We start from the raw sequence: 14,993 nt of genomic DNA on the forward strand, positions 1-14,993 counted from the left end.
TTATTTTAAGAATTTTTTAGAATTTCAAATAATTCACTATAAAGATACTTATTTATCTTGCCAAAATCATAACATTTTTCCTTCTAATAACATTTTTTTTCCGAAAGAAATTATAGATCTATTTTATTTATAAATTTTATAATAGCTAGATTCCAATTAAAGATAAATACATTCAAAACATCAAACAAGAATCTATAAAATCAAATTCTCCAGAGTTTATAAAAAATTGAGTATTCCTAAAATAAAAAATCGCAACTATTTCTAGTTGCGATTTTAGTAGCGGGAACCGGACTCGAACCGATGACCTTCGGGTTATGAGCCCGACGAGCTACCTACTGCTCCATCCCGCGGTATATTTTTAAGCACCTACCGAAGGTACAATTTGTAGCGAAGACGGGAATTGAACCCGTGACCTCAGGGTTATGAATCCTGCGCTCTAACCAACTGAGCTACCTCGCCTTTTTCGTGGTGCAAATATATAAATTATTTCTTTCCCTCCAAAATTATTTTGCATTAAAATATTCTAAAACATCTCCCACGTGCTCTGGCTTACTGATAATCTTATTGTTAGCATCTAAAATAAAATACGTCGGTGTAGCATGTACATTGTACGTTTCCGAGTACGAACTGTTCCATCCTCTCAATTCCGAATCATTAATCCAAGGAAATGCTGCAATTTTACTTGTATATGAGCTTTTATCAGTATCCAAAGACAATCCTATAATCTGAACCTTTTTAGTTTGTAATTCTTTGTATTTTGCCAGCAGCTGCGGAAGTTCAGTTTCACAGTGTGAACAAGTAGACGACCAGAAAACAATAACCTTTTTATCTGCTTTTACATCATGAATAGACTTTGCATCTGTATTAACAACAGACTGAAACTTATAGTTAGGGAAAACCGCTCCTAATTCTACATTGGCATTAGACTTTAAGGTAGATGCCAAACGATCGGTAATGGTACATTTAAGGTTCTTTGCAAGCCCTAAATACTTATTTTTATACTCTGCCATATCATAGACATCAAAAATATCAATAAGCTCTGACAATACAGTTTGTCCGCGGGGAGTTTCTACCTTTAAACGATCTAATAATTTATCTACAGAAGCTGCAACATTAGTATTTCCGCCATTGTTCAAATAAGCCACCAATAATGGTCTCAGCAAAGAAGAAGTTTCCAGCATATCATTTGACTTATCAATAAAGTTAATGATATCATCCTGAGAAAGCTTTTTGGTATTTTCAGCAGATAAATATTTGTTATAATTCGAATTATAATAATTTACAAAAGGAAATTTAGAAGCGTCCGAAACATCATTTCCAGACAGCCTACCTATTTCCGCTTTTAAAGCTTTTCCAAACTCCGTATTGTCTTTATAATATTCTTTTATTTGTGAGAGTGCAGGAAGTATTACTTCTTTCTTTTGAGATGATTCCTGAATACTGCTCATTAAAGCATTGGCTTCATCAAGATAAATGATATCTTTTACTTTACTGCCATCTGCATCAAGCTTGATATTCACATTCTTGTTCTCCGAAATAAAAGTAACCGTATTATTCGTAGTAGGAAAATACGCCTTCATCATCCCGGAATAAGCTTTGGGATACTTGAATGTCCATACATTATTCTTTTTCTGTTCTTTGGTGACAATTATATCTTTAGATCCATTAAGTGTATATAAAATAGCATCTTGCTCTTTGAATCCTTCCGGTCCTTGAATCGTGATTGAAAACTGAGCGTGGATAGACAACCCTGCCATCATCCCAGACAATAAAAGTATCTTTTTCATATCGTAAAAATAAAAAAACTCCCCGACTAATCAGAGAGTTTACTATTATTTTAATAAAATTTTATATTTTTTGACTTTTGTATTTTTTTGTAAAGAATACGATAAGTAACATTGCTACAATTCCTAGCACATAAACATACATATCAATAGGCGAAGCCTGAGCTCCCGGAGTACCTCCACCTACCCCTCCCGGAGGAGTTGGATTTGATGGTGCCTGCGCGTAAAAAATTGTATGCATTAGCAGACATAATGGGAATACTATTTTTAAATAAATCTTTTTCATATTATCTTACAATTTTTGAGGTTACTCTTTCTCCTTTTTCAGACACAACGTTAACAACATAGCCTACATTAAGTTTCTTATCTAAACTCAAATCATAGTCTTTTTTCGCGTTTACTCCTTTTTGAGAGAAAACTAATTTACCGCTCATATCAAACACGTTTATATCTGCTGTTTTCCAAGAACCGTCAAATCTTACGAAATATCCGTCATTATCAGGATTATAAATAACCATTGTTTTTGCAGACTTATTCGTTTCTGAAGTGGCTAAAGTTCCAGAGTTAGGAACCCCATAATATAAGTCGTACTCTACTCCATTTGCAGCACCGTTTGCTGTAACTGTTGCTCCTTGTGAAGCTGCCGTTACATTGGCGTCAGTAGATTTTTTATAATAGAACCCTTCACCTGCAGAAAGAATATGAGTTCCGTTTGCAACTAAAGCTGCATTTTCTCTTATCTCAAATTTATAAGAAACAATACTTGGATCGTAATTTACCAATTTGATATTCTTTCCTTTAAAATTAACTTCATTCGCTTCGTTAATATACATCCAGTAATTAACATTATTCATGTCGTAACCTCCGTTTACAGGATCTTCCTCAAAAGTTCCTAAAGAGCTACTTGATGTAATTACCTGTGCTTTAACAGTAGATGAATGTCCAGAAACAGTAGTTGGAGATACAATATAATATGTTCTTGCTACTTCTTTTCCGTTAGCATCTAAACCAATTACTCCTAATTGTTTCAAAGTACCGCTTGCACCATTTTTATTGGCACTTACAGAATATGGAGTTGTAGCAGCGTTTCTAGAATAGTAGTTAAATCTACGAAGGTTGGCCAAGTTTAAATTAGGCTGCGTAACATTGTCATTCAATTTAACAACAAATGTTCCGTAAGGTCTAATCATAGCATAGTCAACATCTCCGGCTAAAGATCCTCCACCAAATGTAATGAATTTATAAGCAGAAGCTCCACCACCACCTCCGGTTGAATATTGTACTCCTTGATATTCTAATCTAACTCCGTAAATGTTACTTAAAAAGTTACCATCTGAGTTAACTTGATTAACACCAAGATTGCTTAAATCTAAGTTCGTCATGAACGGGTTACCAAACTGATAAATATTTTTACCGAAGTTTCCTGTCCAAAGACCAGCAGATGCACTAAAACCATCTTGTAGATAAGTATAATACTTTTCGTTTAAAGGATTTAAATTACTTCCTCCTGTTCCGAAATTTACACTTGCTCCTGCGTTTGCTAAAGAAACAGTCATATTAGCATCAGAAACAGGTCTTCCAACCAGTGTACGAGTATTCGCTGACACATCTAATCCGTTTCCACCCATAATATAATAAGCGTAAGGATTGGTATCAACTCCCATCGTAGTACTCAGTCCGGAAGGTAGATTTGGGAAATACACATTCGTATTATCCCAAAAAAGGATTTCATTTTTAGAACCTCTTGTTGTTGTAAAGGTCTTTCCTAGCTCAGCACCGCTATTCGCGTTTAAAGAAGCAATCGTCTTTCCGTAGAAAGGCATACCCATTTGCTGATAATCTCCGTGCTTAACGGCTCTATATTCCTGATTAACCACCCCTGTTATTTTAGTTTGAGGTAAACCTGAAATGAATAGCTGTCCATAAGTATAAACCGGAGTTGCACTAGAAGAATTGGTATTAACAGAAGCGTAAGCTGTAGGCTGATTCAATTTATTAATAAAAGATCCGCCTGTATTTCCTGTAGTAATTTCAGTACCTGATGCATCTAAATTTCTGAAAACATCAGTTGTTGTTCCTTGGATCATAAAGTTTCCGTGGTTCTCAACTACACCAGTCCCCTTCGTTTGTACACCACCTCCACTATACACCAAAGTACCTTGACTTACATAAACATTTGCCGAATTATCGATGTGTAATAGCTGCGCCTGAACAGAACACATCGTGGCCAAAAGTGCTATAGTAAATAAATTTTTTTTCATTGTATATTATTTTTATGTGTTAATATAATAAAATACTCTATGCAAATATATAATTTTTTTTAACAAAAAACTATAAAAATCATTTAGTTACCAAAATATTATCAGCAGTTAATATGATTTCGTTTTGCTCTCCTATGTCAAACATATAGTCCTCAAGTACTTTCTCGGTTGTCCCTCTAAGTCCTCTTGCTCCTAATCCCTTTTCCATAGTCTCTTCTACAATCTTTTCGATCGCACCATCAGTAAAAGTCAGCTGAATACCATCCATTTTGAAAAGCTCAACAAATTGGTTTACAATAGAATTTTTAGGTTCTTTCATAATTCGCACCATGGTCTCTTGTGTAAGTTTTTCCAGATACGTAATGATCGGAAATCTCCCCAAAAGTTCGGGAATCAAACCGAAAGACCTCAAATCTATTGCATTAATATTTCTTAACACATATTCATTTTCATCAACTTTATTGATTTTTTCTGAGCTGAAACCAATAGCCTGTTTATTCATTCTTCGCTCAATAATTTCCTTAATTCCGTCAAAAGCTCCTCCCGCAATAAACAAAATATTCTGAGTGTTTACCTGAATATATTTTTGATCAGGATGCTTTCTTCCTCCTTGTGGCGGAACATTCACAATGCTTCCTTCCAATAGTTTCAATAAACCTTGCTGTACTCCTTCTCCGGAAACGTCTCTTGTAATACTAGGATTATCAGATTTTCTCGCAATTTTATCAATCTCATCTATAAAAACAATCCCTTTCTCTGCTTTCTCAACATCATAATCCGCCACCATTAGAAGTCTTGACAAAATACTTTCCACATCTTCTCCCACATAACCTGCTTCTGTAAGAATGGTTGCATCTACAATACAAAACGGCACATTCAACTCACGTGCAATGGTTTTCGCCAACAACGTTTTCCCCGTTCCGGTTTCACCAATCATGATGATGTTCGACTTCTCAAGTTCTACTTCTCTATTTTCATCTTTGGCATGAAGTAGTCTTTTGTAATGATTATAAACCGCTATCGAAAGCTGCTTTTTTGCCTGATCCTGCCCGATTACATAATGATCTAAAAAGCTTTTAATCTCTTTCGGTTTTTTCAGTTCATCTATATTTTCAGCAGGAGAATATCCTGTTTTAGAATTACTGTCTTTTACAATTGAATGCGCCTGCTCAATACAGTTTTCACAAATAAAACCATTCTGCCCTGAAATCAGCATCTGTACTTCATTTCTTTTTCTGCCGCAGAATGAACATTGATTTGAGTTCATTTTATATAAAATATTATTAAAGAAAATCGTAAAAAATTGCTTTTTTACGATCTCTGTTATTTGTTAAGAATTAATAATTGAATTTTGAATCTCTGTATATTCTTCTACAGATAATTTCAGTCTTTCATTTCTGAAGTTCATGTCTTCCATTTTATTTAAAGGAATCAAATGGATATGAGCATGGGGAACTTCCAGTCCTACTACAGCAACACCCACTCTTATACATGGAATTGCATTTTTCACTTTCTTAGCCACTTCCTGAGCAAATCCCCAAAGATTTTTATACGCTTCACTATCCAAATCAAAAATCAAATCAACTTCTTTCTTCGGAACTACCAAAGTATGCCCTTTTACCAAAGGCATTGCATCTAAAAATGCAATAAAATTTTCATCTTCAGCAATTTTGTAAGCCGGTATTTCTCCGTTAATTATTTTAGTGAATATTGTGCTCATTATTTCTAAGGATTTAGTTTCTTACAGAGTGATTTCCAATACTTCGAAAGACAGTTTGTTTCCGTTTGGCAACGTAATTTCAGCAGTTTCTCCTACTACTTTACCCAAAAGACCTTTAGCAATAGGAGTATTTACAGAAATCTTTCCTGATTTAAGATCACTTTCATTATCAGGAACTAATTTAAATATCTGCTCTTGCTTTGTGCCGTTATTTTTAAGCTTCACTGTAGTCAAAATTGAAACTTTAGAAGTATCTAACTGGCTTTCATCTATAATTTTAGAAGTAGAAATAACGTCTTTTAATTTAGAAATCCTCATTTCAAGCATACCTTGTGCTTCTTTAGCAGCATCATATTCAGCATTTTCTGACAGATCTCCTTTATCTCTGGCTTCTGCAATCTGCTGGGTAATTTTAGGTCTTTCAATCGTTTCCAACTGTTCTAGCTCAGCTTTCATTTTGTCTAATCCCTCCTTTGTAACATAGCTTGCCATAATTTTCAAAATTTAGTTTTAGTATAAAAAAATAATCCGACATTTGCCGGACAATGTTTTCGTGTAATAATCGTTTATTTTTACAAATATATAAAAATTTAAATTGAAATGAAAAAAAATTTTTCAATCTTAATTATTTCAATATTGCTGATTTTCAGTAATTTAAACCTAAACTCTTGCGGAAGAACTCAAGATACAGTTAGCTGCTTCCCAAGCAGCCCAATCAATGTAACACTCAATTTAAACCTTCCGGCTTACTATGAACTAAATAATACTGGTGGATGGAAATATATCGATGAACAACAGTCCGGAACAAGAGGTCTGATTGTTGTTAATGCAGGTGGCAACGGTTTCAAAGTTTACGATCGAAATGCACCTCATCTTTGTCCGGATAGCAACACGACTCTTGAAGTAAAAGATGACATCAGTATCATATGTCCTAAAGATAATGCGAAATGGATTCTTCTTAGCGGACAACCCGCCAATCAGGTGACCGGACTACCTCCCAAAACCTATGCTTATAACTACGATGCTTCATCAAATATTTTAACTATTTACTATTAATATGAAAGTTGTTATACAGAGGGTTTCTGAATCCAGTGTAAAAGTAGAAGGAAAGATGGTAGGTGAAATCGGAAAAGGATTAATGCTTTTGATCGGAATTGATGAAAATGATGAGAAAACTGATGCCGACTGGCTGGTTCAGAAAATCTTAAATCTTAGGATTTTTGGGGATGAAGATGACAAACTCAATCTTTCTGTACAGGATATAAAAGGTGAAATTCTTTGTATAAGTCAATTTACATTAATTGCGGATTATAAAAAAGGAAATCGCCCTTCTTTCATTAAAGCGGCAAAACCGGATAAAGCCATCCCTCTTTTTGATTATTTTAAAGACCAGATCTCAAAATCAGGATTAAAGACTGAAAGTGGAATTTTTGGTGCAGACATGAAAGTATCCTTAATCAACGACGGACCTGTAACCATTATGATGGATTCCGTTACGAAGGCTTAATTTTACAACAAAATATAATTTATCTCAACACATGAAAAAAACGTTAGCTACTGTAGCTATTTTTGCCGGATTTACTGCTTCTTTCGCTCAAAAATCTTATACTGATGAGCAAAAAGCTTCTTATTATATAGGTCTTGATATTGCTCAAAATATGAAAAGACAAGGATTTTCTGTAGATCCTGATCTTATGGCTCAAGCTTTAAAAGATGAATTCTCGGATAAAACGAAATTGTTCCCAAAAGAAGAAATGGGTACTTTTTTACAAGGTTTTATGCAGAAGCAAAATGAAAAAAAACAAGCTGAGGCACAAGTAAAAGCTGAAGAAAACAAGAAGAAAGGATCAGAATTCTTAGCTAAAAACAAATTGAATAAAAAAATAACAACTACAGCAAGTGGTTTACAATATGAAGTTCTGAAACCTGGAGACGGAAAAACAAAACCTACCGCTTCCAGTACAGCCAATGTAATGTATACAGGAAAACTGATGGACGGAACTATTTTTGACAGCACAGACAGTCATGGCGGAAAACCAATGGAGTTGAGTCTTTCGGGTGTCATCAGAGGTTGGACAGAAGGAATTCAGTTAATGACAAAAGGTGCAAAATACAGATTCTATATTCCTTCAGATTTAGCATACGGAGACAGCGGAGCAGGTGGAGTCATTCCTCCGGGAGCAACCCTTATTTTCGATATTGAATTGGTAGATTTTAAATAAAATTTTCGATCAAAATAAAAAACCGCCTTTCAAAATTTTTGAAAGGCGGTTTTTAGTTTATTATTGAGCAGGGATACTGCTGAAATTAAGCGCTACTTTGATGTTCATATCAGAGCTTGTCTGATTTCTCAATTCATAAACGGTTCTTACGGTAAGACCTGAGCTTTTCACCACCTCATCTAGATATCCTGTATCATTTAAGTCTAAATTGATACTTGATGAACTCGTCGAAATATCAGATCTTGAAGCCACCAGTTTTTCTCCGGTTCCACTTGAAGAAACATATACTTTTACTGATTTAAAATCGCTAAGATTACCTCCGGAAGGACTCACCACTGATATTTTCGCATCAGAAATTCTTACATCTTTTATTTTAGCATTATTATTTCCTCCGAACCATGTCTGAACATTGGATGCCGTTGCCGTAGAAGAAACTTCTTTATTGGTAGGCACTCCTGTAGAAATCAACACATTTGCAGTATATGGAAATGTATTCTGAACAATAGACTGTACCGTTCCACAACTCACCAAAGCTGTAGAAGCGATTATTGCTGCTGAAAAAATATTTTTCATAATAATTTATTTTAAGTTTCACTTGCATAAACTATACCAAATCTATTCTATGTTCACAGAAAACATCCCGGTAATTTTACCGTCTGCCATGTTATTTTTCCCAATGATGAGCCAGACTTCGCCTTTTGTTGGGATATCGTAAGTAATTTCTCTTCCGAAAGGGCCATCCATCATTCCGTCCGGAAGTTTGATCTGGTTGAATCTTATGTTGAAATCATTTTGCTTGGTGGTAATTTTAGCTTTCAACTGAGGTTTTGAATAATTTAAAATTTTAAGAATAAGCTTATCATGTTCTTTCGTGAATTCTTCCTGCAAAACAATTGGGAAGTGACTTCCGTCTGCAGTTTTCACCAGAACTCTGCCATTTTCCTCGGTTGTTGTTTTATTTTCAGAAGTTATAGTATCCATGATTTTTGAATCTTCTTTCATCCCCACCGAATCAGTTGTATTCTCAGACTTCTGTTGTACCGTTACAGAATCAAAAGTTTTTATTTCGATATCTTTTGTCTCTTTTTTACAAGACAATATAACAATAGGAATAATGAACAGCAGCTTTTTCATATCTTATTTTTTAATGGATTCGTAATATAAAATCTTGGAAAGGAATGTAGCTTTATCACTTGTCGCTCTGTCTTCATTAATTTTTGTTTTCATCTCTTTCGGAAAAGCATCCTCCAACACTTCATCATTATAATTCAGCGAGTGCAGAAATTCGAAATTTCCTTTACGGTTTTGGATATTATATTTTGTTGCCATTCCACCCCAATTGAAATAACTGCAAACCAAAATCATTCCATAGAAATACCATAGCATTTGATTGAAGAGAAAAGCATTTGTTTTTTGCTTCTGAATTTTAAGGAAGGTAACAACCAAACCAATGATGCTCAATAGTAAAAATGCATACACTCCCAATCTCTTATACGTTAAGCCTAAATTATGAACATATTCTGTATTTTTAGCCATCGCAGAAAATACTAAAACAGCATTAAGAACGACCCATATTTTAGCCAACGTTTTTAATATTCCGGCATTTTTATCAAAATTAAAAGCGCCTTTGAAATAAAACATAATAACTGTAATGGCCATAATGATACTGAAAATAACAGCAATTACCCTTTCGTGTGTTTCATCGGAGAGTTGAGACGGCGTTTTCGGTAATTCATAAAACTGCTCGTAATTATAAGTGAAAATAAAGAATAGAAGCATAACATTTAATACCAGAAATGTCATGATTCCGCTTGTTCTTTCCAAATCGAAAGTCATAAAGCTAAAAGTGGCTTTCTGAGATCTTTCCTGAGCAGAAAAAGTATTGTTTAAATAATGATTCTGTTTATAAATAAATCTTTCCACCGAAAAATTCCAGAAGTTGAATGCAATGAAAAATCCCAGGATAGCAAGTCCGAAAAAATCAAGAAAATTAAAATCAAACTCAATATTTTCAAAAAGGGTTGCAAAGTGATCACTTCCATAGGTATAAATACAGAAGAATACAATAATAAAAATGGACGGAATAAGAATAATAGCAATCGCCTTTTGCAGCATTCCTGAGGTATTGAATTTAGGAAGCCATTTTTCGAAACTGAAAAACCTGCAAAAAAAAGTAAAGATATTCGTTACAAAAACAGGAACAATAAAAAGGGATTTCAGCTTTCTTGTTTTTGATTTTAGCCCCAAAAATAAAAGTGAAGAAGCAACTGCTAAGAGTGACGGAAAATCACGATACCAGGCAAATGCTAGACTGGACAGAATGGAAGCAGCCCATAAAATATAGAAAGTTTGTGTTTTGTTTTTTTTAGGGGTCTTAAAAAAAGTGAATACTGCATATACAATTCCGAGGATTCCGAGGTTGATTCCAGGAGTTTCACCATAAAAAAGTACGACAAAAAGTACGGTGGTAAGAATGATAAGGTGATGAGTTTTCATGAGGAAAATTTTAATAAAGTTAAATTAATACAAAACAGGATTTTCTTTTTGCAGAATAAAATCCTTCACATGTTCAAAATTTTGCCAAAGCAGTTCTTCGAAATTCAAATGATGAAACTTTCTCATACTTTGTCCTTTTCTGTATGCATTGATGTACATCCTAGAATATTCAGGGAGAATCATTGTTCCCAAGACAATTGCTGCCAAAAGATGAGCGTTCAGTTTTCCGTTTCCCAACAAGAGATATTGCATGGCGATTTCTTCTTCAAACTGGGTTCCGATACCGGTGATTAAATGATGGACATCATGATTTTCCATTTTTGGAATCATTGAAAATCCATACTTTTTATAAAACTCACCCAGCTTTCTCCCTAAAGAATCTTTATGAAACTCCAGCAATTGGTTTTCATTAAACTGCCATTGTCTTTTTTTCTTTTTAAAGTACGTTCTATAGAGTTTTTGTGTTTTATCATAAACGAAGAGTAAGAATTTGACGCGTAGTTTTTTCATAGTTTATATTTTTAGTAATCAATTAGACATCCATAAATAAATGTTACAGGAATATTGATCAAAAGTATTGAAGCAGATTTGAGACAAATCACGAATTTAGATTGATCCAGAAATCCATAAATCATCAAAGAAAATACAATTGTATTAATTAACATGAAGAAGCATAAAATCAAACCGCTGAAAACGACAAATTCAACCATTAATCCTGAAAACAAGCTAAAGAACACAATACTTCCTCCCAAAAACGAAAATCCAAATACTGATTTTCCAATACTTAAAATATCTTTATCACTCATCACTTCCTTTTAGCTTCCGGCAAACGGACTTCCGAAAATCCCAACCGCTAATTCTATCCAAATTAAAAGAAGCACCAAAAGAACGATTCCACAAATGATTAATTTAAACAGAAGTGTTTTTTGAGAATGGGCAACAAGGTTGATGACGAATGCCGTTCCAAAAAGTAAAAGTCCGGCAATGATAAAGTCCGGTAAAGACCAGTTAAATCCTTCCACAAAAAGATTGCAGAAAAAAGCCGCGGCCAAAAGCAATGCAGGGACAGCGAAAATCAGAATGTTGGTTTGTTTTAGTGTTTTCATAATATCATTATTTTAATTTATAAAGCACTTTGAAATACAAAGTTTAAATTCAAAAAAAATTGACTCTTATCTACCCAATAATTTTTCCAGTGCATTTAAATGTTCAGTAAATGCCAATCTTCCGGCTTGTGTTACACGATAAGACGTTTTGGGTTTTTTCCCCACAAACTCTTTTTTTACTTCAATGTAATTAGACTTTTCCAATGCACTGCTATGACTTGCCAAATTACCGTCAGTAATTTCCAAAAGGCTTTTCATTTCTGAGAAATCAACCCAATCGTTCACCATAAGAACAGACATAATTCCCAATCTTACACGACTTTCAAATTCTTTGTTGAGTTGATTTATTTTGATCATTTTAATTTAATTAATCTTTACTAAAGCTGAAAAGCATTATATAACGTACTATCCAGAGATTTCCAAAAGAAAACAATAAAGAAAGTGCTCCTATTAAATAAAGCCAATACCCCATAGCTTCATTTTTTCTTTCTAAATAAAAATCATATACTTTTTTAAAATTTAACTTCTCATTTCCGTTTGAAGAAATCAATACTTTTTCATTTTCAAACTCATTTAATTCCTCGTTTTTAGTATTAAATGAAAAATATTCATTGGAAGACTTTTTACCTAGAATTAAATCACCTCTTTGCTCTATCTCAGAAATATCTGATAAATATGTTTCTCCGGTTTCCTTATTTGAAATAGCTCCATAATCCGGGATATCAATAAATAATAACTCGTAATTATCTTTTATGGGAACATACCATGCATCTCCAATTCCTATATCAACATCTTTTATTTCCGAAATAATTGTACCACCAATAAATGCGCAAATATACAAAGTATAAAGACCTATAAATGGTGCACAAAAAGCAAAAAATAATTTGCGTGTTTTCTTTTGCTTGTCAACTATAAAACTTGTTACAATAACAGCTATAATCCCAATGATCAAGCTCAGAATAAAGATTGCAACAAAATGAATTAATATAACAAATAAGTGGCTCACTACTTATACTTCTTATGCATAATCAATCCATACACCACATGAAGTACCCCGAAACCAATCGTCCATGTCACCAATCCCCATCCAAGAAAGAAAAGGGAAAATAACCCTAATGCAATCTGGCAATATCCTAAATATTTAACATCAGTTAATGTATATCGTTCAGCACTCACTAAAGCCAATCCATAAAAAATAAGAGTAGCCGGAGCGATGAACACAAAAAGATGATGATACAAAAGTCCTAAACAAAAGATTCCTCCTGAAATTAAGGGGATCGCAAAGGTAATCAAAAGTCTCTTAGTGGTAGCATCCCAAATTTTCAATCCTTTTCTACGACTTTTATTGGCTGTAAAAATGTATCCACTTAAAAGAGCTACAGCAAGAATAACAATTCCGGTAATAATTAGCTCATTTACCAAACCGACTTTGAAAACATTTCGTTGTCCTGCAAAATAGTCAATTCCTTCGCGTTGAAAAGCAAAGTACACATATATAGCCCCTAAAATAGCTGCCAATCCGGCAAAGACTCCAGACAATCCGCTCAGAGAAATAAATCTTGAAGATCGTTCCATCATAGAACGAATATGTGATAAGTCTTCGTGATAGTTTTTTGATTCCATATAAAGAACTTTGAAATACAAAGTTATAATTAAATTTTAAACATCAAAATATTTTTTTAAAATTTTCACGCCATTTTCGTTAAGCTTTAAACTAATTCTTAACTTTAGAAAAACAAACACTTGAAAATTATGGATAAAGAAATTTTACGTTCGCTAATTTTCAGACACTTGGATGGGATTGTTACAGCTCCAATTGTAGCTTCGTTGATCAAGCAAGAAATCTTAAGCTATATCATCGATAAAAAAAGCATTTCCTTATCGGAACTGACCGAAATATATAAAGCCAACGAAGGATACCTAAATATTGCTTTACGTAGCTTGGCTTCACAAGGCTTTTTAGAATATGAACTCGACAATACCACTGACAACGTTATCATTTCAGAAAATAACCATACACAATTTCTCCAAAAATATTCTCCGCTCTATCTCAAAGTAATTTCGTTTCAAAAAAAATCTGTTGATATTAAAAATCAGGTTACAGATGCTTTGTTTATCGAAGAATTTGGGAAACTCACCCATTCTATTAAAGATAATTTTGGGATTGCTTTTTCTGAAGATCCTGAAGAAAAAAATATTCAGGAACAGATCTTAAAACATATTGAAGGCTGTGTAATCGGGCCTTTGATTGTCTATCTTGGAATGACCGGAATGTTTCACAAGTATTTTATGGAAACCTCTTTTCAGGCAGCAGAATTTCATAAAAACTCTGAGAATTTTGAAATTATTTTAGACTTTCTTACTCATTTACAATGGTTTAAAAAATCCGGAGACACCTATAAATTTACAGAAACAGGAATTTATTTTGCCAAAAGAGCCGCTTCTTACGGAGTTACCGTTTCTTACCTACCGCTCATGAATAAAATGGATGAACTTTTATTCGGAAATGCCGGTAAAATAAGAGATGTTGAAGAAGGAGAAGATGAAATACACGTAGACAGAGCGATGAACGTTTGGGGAAGCGGAGGCGCTCATTCTAATTATTTTAAAGTCGCCAATGATTTTATTATTCAGATTTTTAATCAGCCTATTCATTTACAACCCAAAGGTGTTTTGGATATGGGTTGCGGAAACGGAGCCTTCATCCAACATATTTTTGAAACCATAGAAAGATATACGTTACGGGGAAAGATGCTTGAAGAATATCCTTTATTTCTGGTAGGTGCAGATTATAATCCGGCTGCATTGAAAGTAACAAGAGCCAACCTGATTAATAATGATATTTGGGCTAAAGTAATCTGGGGTGACATCGGGAACCCGAAAAAACTGGCAGAAGATTTAAAAGATAATTATGAAATTGAGCTTTCTGAACTTCTCAATATCAGAACATTTTTAGACCATAACAGAATTTGGCAAACTCCCTACAATAAAAACCCTCAAAGAATAAGTACTTCAACAGGAGCATTTGCATATCGAGGGGAAAGACTTCCAAATGCATTGGTAGAAGAAAGTTTAAAAGAACATCTTGAGCTTTGGCTTCCTTACATTCAAAAGAATGGACTTCTTATCATAGAACTTCATTCTTTAGCTCCAAAACTCACCCGTGAAAATCTGGGAAAAACGGCTGCTACCGCTTATGAAGCTACTCATGGTTTTTCAGATCAATATATTTTGGAAATTGATGTTTTCAGAAAAATCTGCGAAGAAACCGGTTTAAAAATCGACAAAGAACTTTTTAGAAAATTCCCGAATTCTGAGCTGGCTACCGTTTCCATTAATTTGCTGAAAGCTTAAAATCTCAATAAAAAAAGCGTTGTTAGAAAGTCTAGCAACGCTTTTTTATT

19 protein-coding genes and 2 tRNA genes are annotated in these 14,993 nt (G+C 33.8%); 4 read left to right on the forward strand and 17 right to left on the reverse strand.

Annotated elements, in window-relative coordinates; all coding sequences use genetic code 11:
- Nucleotides 1–277: 277 nt before the first annotated feature.
- From LV842_RS14120 to greA, 8 genes are all read right to left on the reverse strand, one after another.
- Nucleotides 278–350: transfer RNA gene (locus LV842_RS14120), tRNA-Met, on the reverse strand.
- A gap of 35 nt (nucleotides 351–385) precedes the next feature.
- Nucleotides 386–459, reverse strand: a tRNA-Met gene (locus tag LV842_RS14125).
- Between the two features lie 44 nt (nucleotides 460–503).
- On the reverse strand, nucleotides 504–1,787 hold the full coding sequence (locus tag LV842_RS14130) for a TlpA family protein disulfide reductase (RefSeq protein WP_233112087.1): 1,284 nt from the start codon (nucleotides 1,785–1,787) through the stop codon (nucleotides 504–506).
- A 61-nt stretch (nucleotides 1,788–1,848) separates the two neighbouring features.
- Nucleotides 1,849–2,070 (reverse strand): signal peptidase, encoded by a 222-nt coding sequence (locus LV842_RS14135; RefSeq protein WP_233112088.1) that lies wholly within the window; start codon nucleotides 2,068–2,070, stop codon nucleotides 1,849–1,851.
- Nucleotide 2,071: 1 nt separating this feature from the next.
- A complete protein-coding gene (locus LV842_RS14140) occupies nucleotides 2,072–4,045 on the reverse strand; it encodes a T9SS type A sorting domain-containing protein (RefSeq protein WP_233112089.1) in 1,974 nt (657 codons plus the stop codon).
- 79 nt (nucleotides 4,046–4,124) lie between these two features.
- Nucleotides 4,125–5,312, reverse strand: a complete 1,188-nt coding sequence (gene clpX / locus LV842_RS14145; RefSeq protein ID WP_233112090.1) for an ATP-dependent Clp protease ATP-binding subunit ClpX — start codon at nucleotides 5,310–5,312, stop codon at nucleotides 4,125–4,127.
- A gap of 63 nt (nucleotides 5,313–5,375) precedes the next feature.
- Nucleotides 5,376–5,765 (reverse strand): HIT family protein, encoded by a 390-nt coding sequence (locus LV842_RS14150; protein WP_233112091.1) that lies wholly within the window; start codon nucleotides 5,763–5,765, stop codon nucleotides 5,376–5,378.
- Between the two features lie 21 nt (nucleotides 5,766–5,786).
- Nucleotides 5,787–6,257 carry a transcription elongation factor GreA gene (gene greA / locus LV842_RS14155; protein ID WP_233112092.1) on the reverse strand — a complete coding sequence of 157 codons (471 nt, stop codon included), beginning with the start codon at nucleotides 6,255–6,257 and terminating at the stop codon, nucleotides 5,787–5,789.
- A gap of 108 nt (nucleotides 6,258–6,365) precedes the next feature.
- Between greA and LV842_RS14160 the strand changes: the two genes are divergently transcribed.
- From LV842_RS14160 to LV842_RS14170, 3 genes are read left to right on the forward strand one after another with little or no spacing between them, the layout of a single operon-like run.
- Nucleotides 6,366–6,821: a hypothetical protein gene (locus LV842_RS14160; protein WP_233112093.1), complete on the forward strand. Its 456-nt coding sequence runs from the start codon at nucleotides 6,366–6,368 to the stop codon at nucleotides 6,819–6,821.
- Between the two features lies 1 nt (nucleotide 6,822).
- Nucleotides 6,823–7,272 (forward strand): D-aminoacyl-tRNA deacylase, encoded by a 450-nt coding sequence (dtd, locus tag LV842_RS14165; RefSeq protein ID WP_233112094.1) that lies wholly within the window; start codon nucleotides 6,823–6,825, stop codon nucleotides 7,270–7,272.
- Between the two features lie 31 nt (nucleotides 7,273–7,303).
- The gene (locus LV842_RS14170) at nucleotides 7,304–7,987 is read left to right on the forward strand and encodes an FKBP-type peptidyl-prolyl cis-trans isomerase (protein WP_233112095.1); all 684 of its coding nucleotides are present in this window, start codon (nucleotides 7,304–7,306) and stop codon (nucleotides 7,985–7,987) included.
- Between the two features lie 60 nt (nucleotides 7,988–8,047).
- Here LV842_RS14170 and LV842_RS14175 read toward each other — a convergent pair whose 3' ends face one another.
- The 9 genes from LV842_RS14175 to LV842_RS14215 form a co-directional block, all read right to left on the reverse strand.
- Nucleotides 8,048–8,560, reverse strand: a complete 513-nt coding sequence (locus LV842_RS14175) for a hypothetical protein (protein WP_233112096.1) — start codon at nucleotides 8,558–8,560, stop codon at nucleotides 8,048–8,050.
- 42 nt (nucleotides 8,561–8,602) lie between these two features.
- The gene (locus LV842_RS14180) at nucleotides 8,603–9,121 is read right to left on the reverse strand and encodes a hypothetical protein (RefSeq protein WP_233112097.1); all 519 of its coding nucleotides are present in this window, start codon (nucleotides 9,119–9,121) and stop codon (nucleotides 8,603–8,605) included.
- A gap of 3 nt (nucleotides 9,122–9,124) precedes the next feature.
- Complete coding sequence (locus tag LV842_RS14185; RefSeq protein ID WP_233112098.1) at nucleotides 9,125–10,483, reverse strand: DUF4153 domain-containing protein; 1,359 nt, start codon at nucleotides 10,481–10,483, stop codon at nucleotides 9,125–9,127.
- A 24-nt stretch (nucleotides 10,484–10,507) separates the two neighbouring features.
- Nucleotides 10,508–10,993 (reverse strand): ubiquinone biosynthesis protein COQ4, encoded by a 486-nt coding sequence (locus LV842_RS14190; protein WP_233112099.1) that lies wholly within the window; start codon nucleotides 10,991–10,993, stop codon nucleotides 10,508–10,510.
- Between the two features lie 11 nt (nucleotides 10,994–11,004).
- The gene (locus LV842_RS14195; RefSeq protein WP_233112100.1) at nucleotides 11,005–11,289 is read right to left on the reverse strand and encodes a hypothetical protein; all 285 of its coding nucleotides are present in this window, start codon (nucleotides 11,287–11,289) and stop codon (nucleotides 11,005–11,007) included.
- 9 nt (nucleotides 11,290–11,298) lie between these two features.
- Complete coding sequence (locus LV842_RS14200; protein ID WP_233112101.1) at nucleotides 11,299–11,589, reverse strand: hypothetical protein; 291 nt, start codon at nucleotides 11,587–11,589, stop codon at nucleotides 11,299–11,301.
- A 66-nt stretch (nucleotides 11,590–11,655) separates the two neighbouring features.
- A complete protein-coding gene (locus LV842_RS14205) occupies nucleotides 11,656–11,946 on the reverse strand; it encodes a winged helix-turn-helix domain-containing protein (RefSeq protein ID WP_233112102.1) in 291 nt (96 codons plus the stop codon).
- Between the two features lie 10 nt (nucleotides 11,947–11,956).
- Nucleotides 11,957–12,595: a hypothetical protein gene (locus LV842_RS14210; RefSeq protein ID WP_233112103.1), complete on the reverse strand. Its 639-nt coding sequence runs from the start codon at nucleotides 12,593–12,595 to the stop codon at nucleotides 11,957–11,959.
- Nucleotides 12,595–13,212: a hypothetical protein gene (locus LV842_RS14215; RefSeq protein WP_233112104.1), complete on the reverse strand. Its 618-nt coding sequence runs from the start codon at nucleotides 13,210–13,212 to the stop codon at nucleotides 12,595–12,597. Before LV842_RS14215 ends, LV842_RS14210 begins: the two co-directional genes overlap by 1 nt.
- 129 nt (nucleotides 13,213–13,341) lie before the next feature.
- Here LV842_RS14215 and LV842_RS14220 point away from each other — a divergent pair, with 129 nt between their 5' ends.
- Complete coding sequence (locus LV842_RS14220) at nucleotides 13,342–14,943, forward strand: class I SAM-dependent methyltransferase (protein ID WP_233112105.1); 1,602 nt, start codon at nucleotides 13,342–13,344, stop codon at nucleotides 14,941–14,943.
- Nucleotides 14,944–14,993: the final 50 nt, after the last annotated feature.

Source organism: Chryseobacterium gwangjuense (genome assembly GCF_021311115.1).
Taxonomy (GTDB): domain Bacteria; phylum Bacteroidota; class Bacteroidia; order Flavobacteriales; family Weeksellaceae; genus Chryseobacterium; species Chryseobacterium gwangjuense.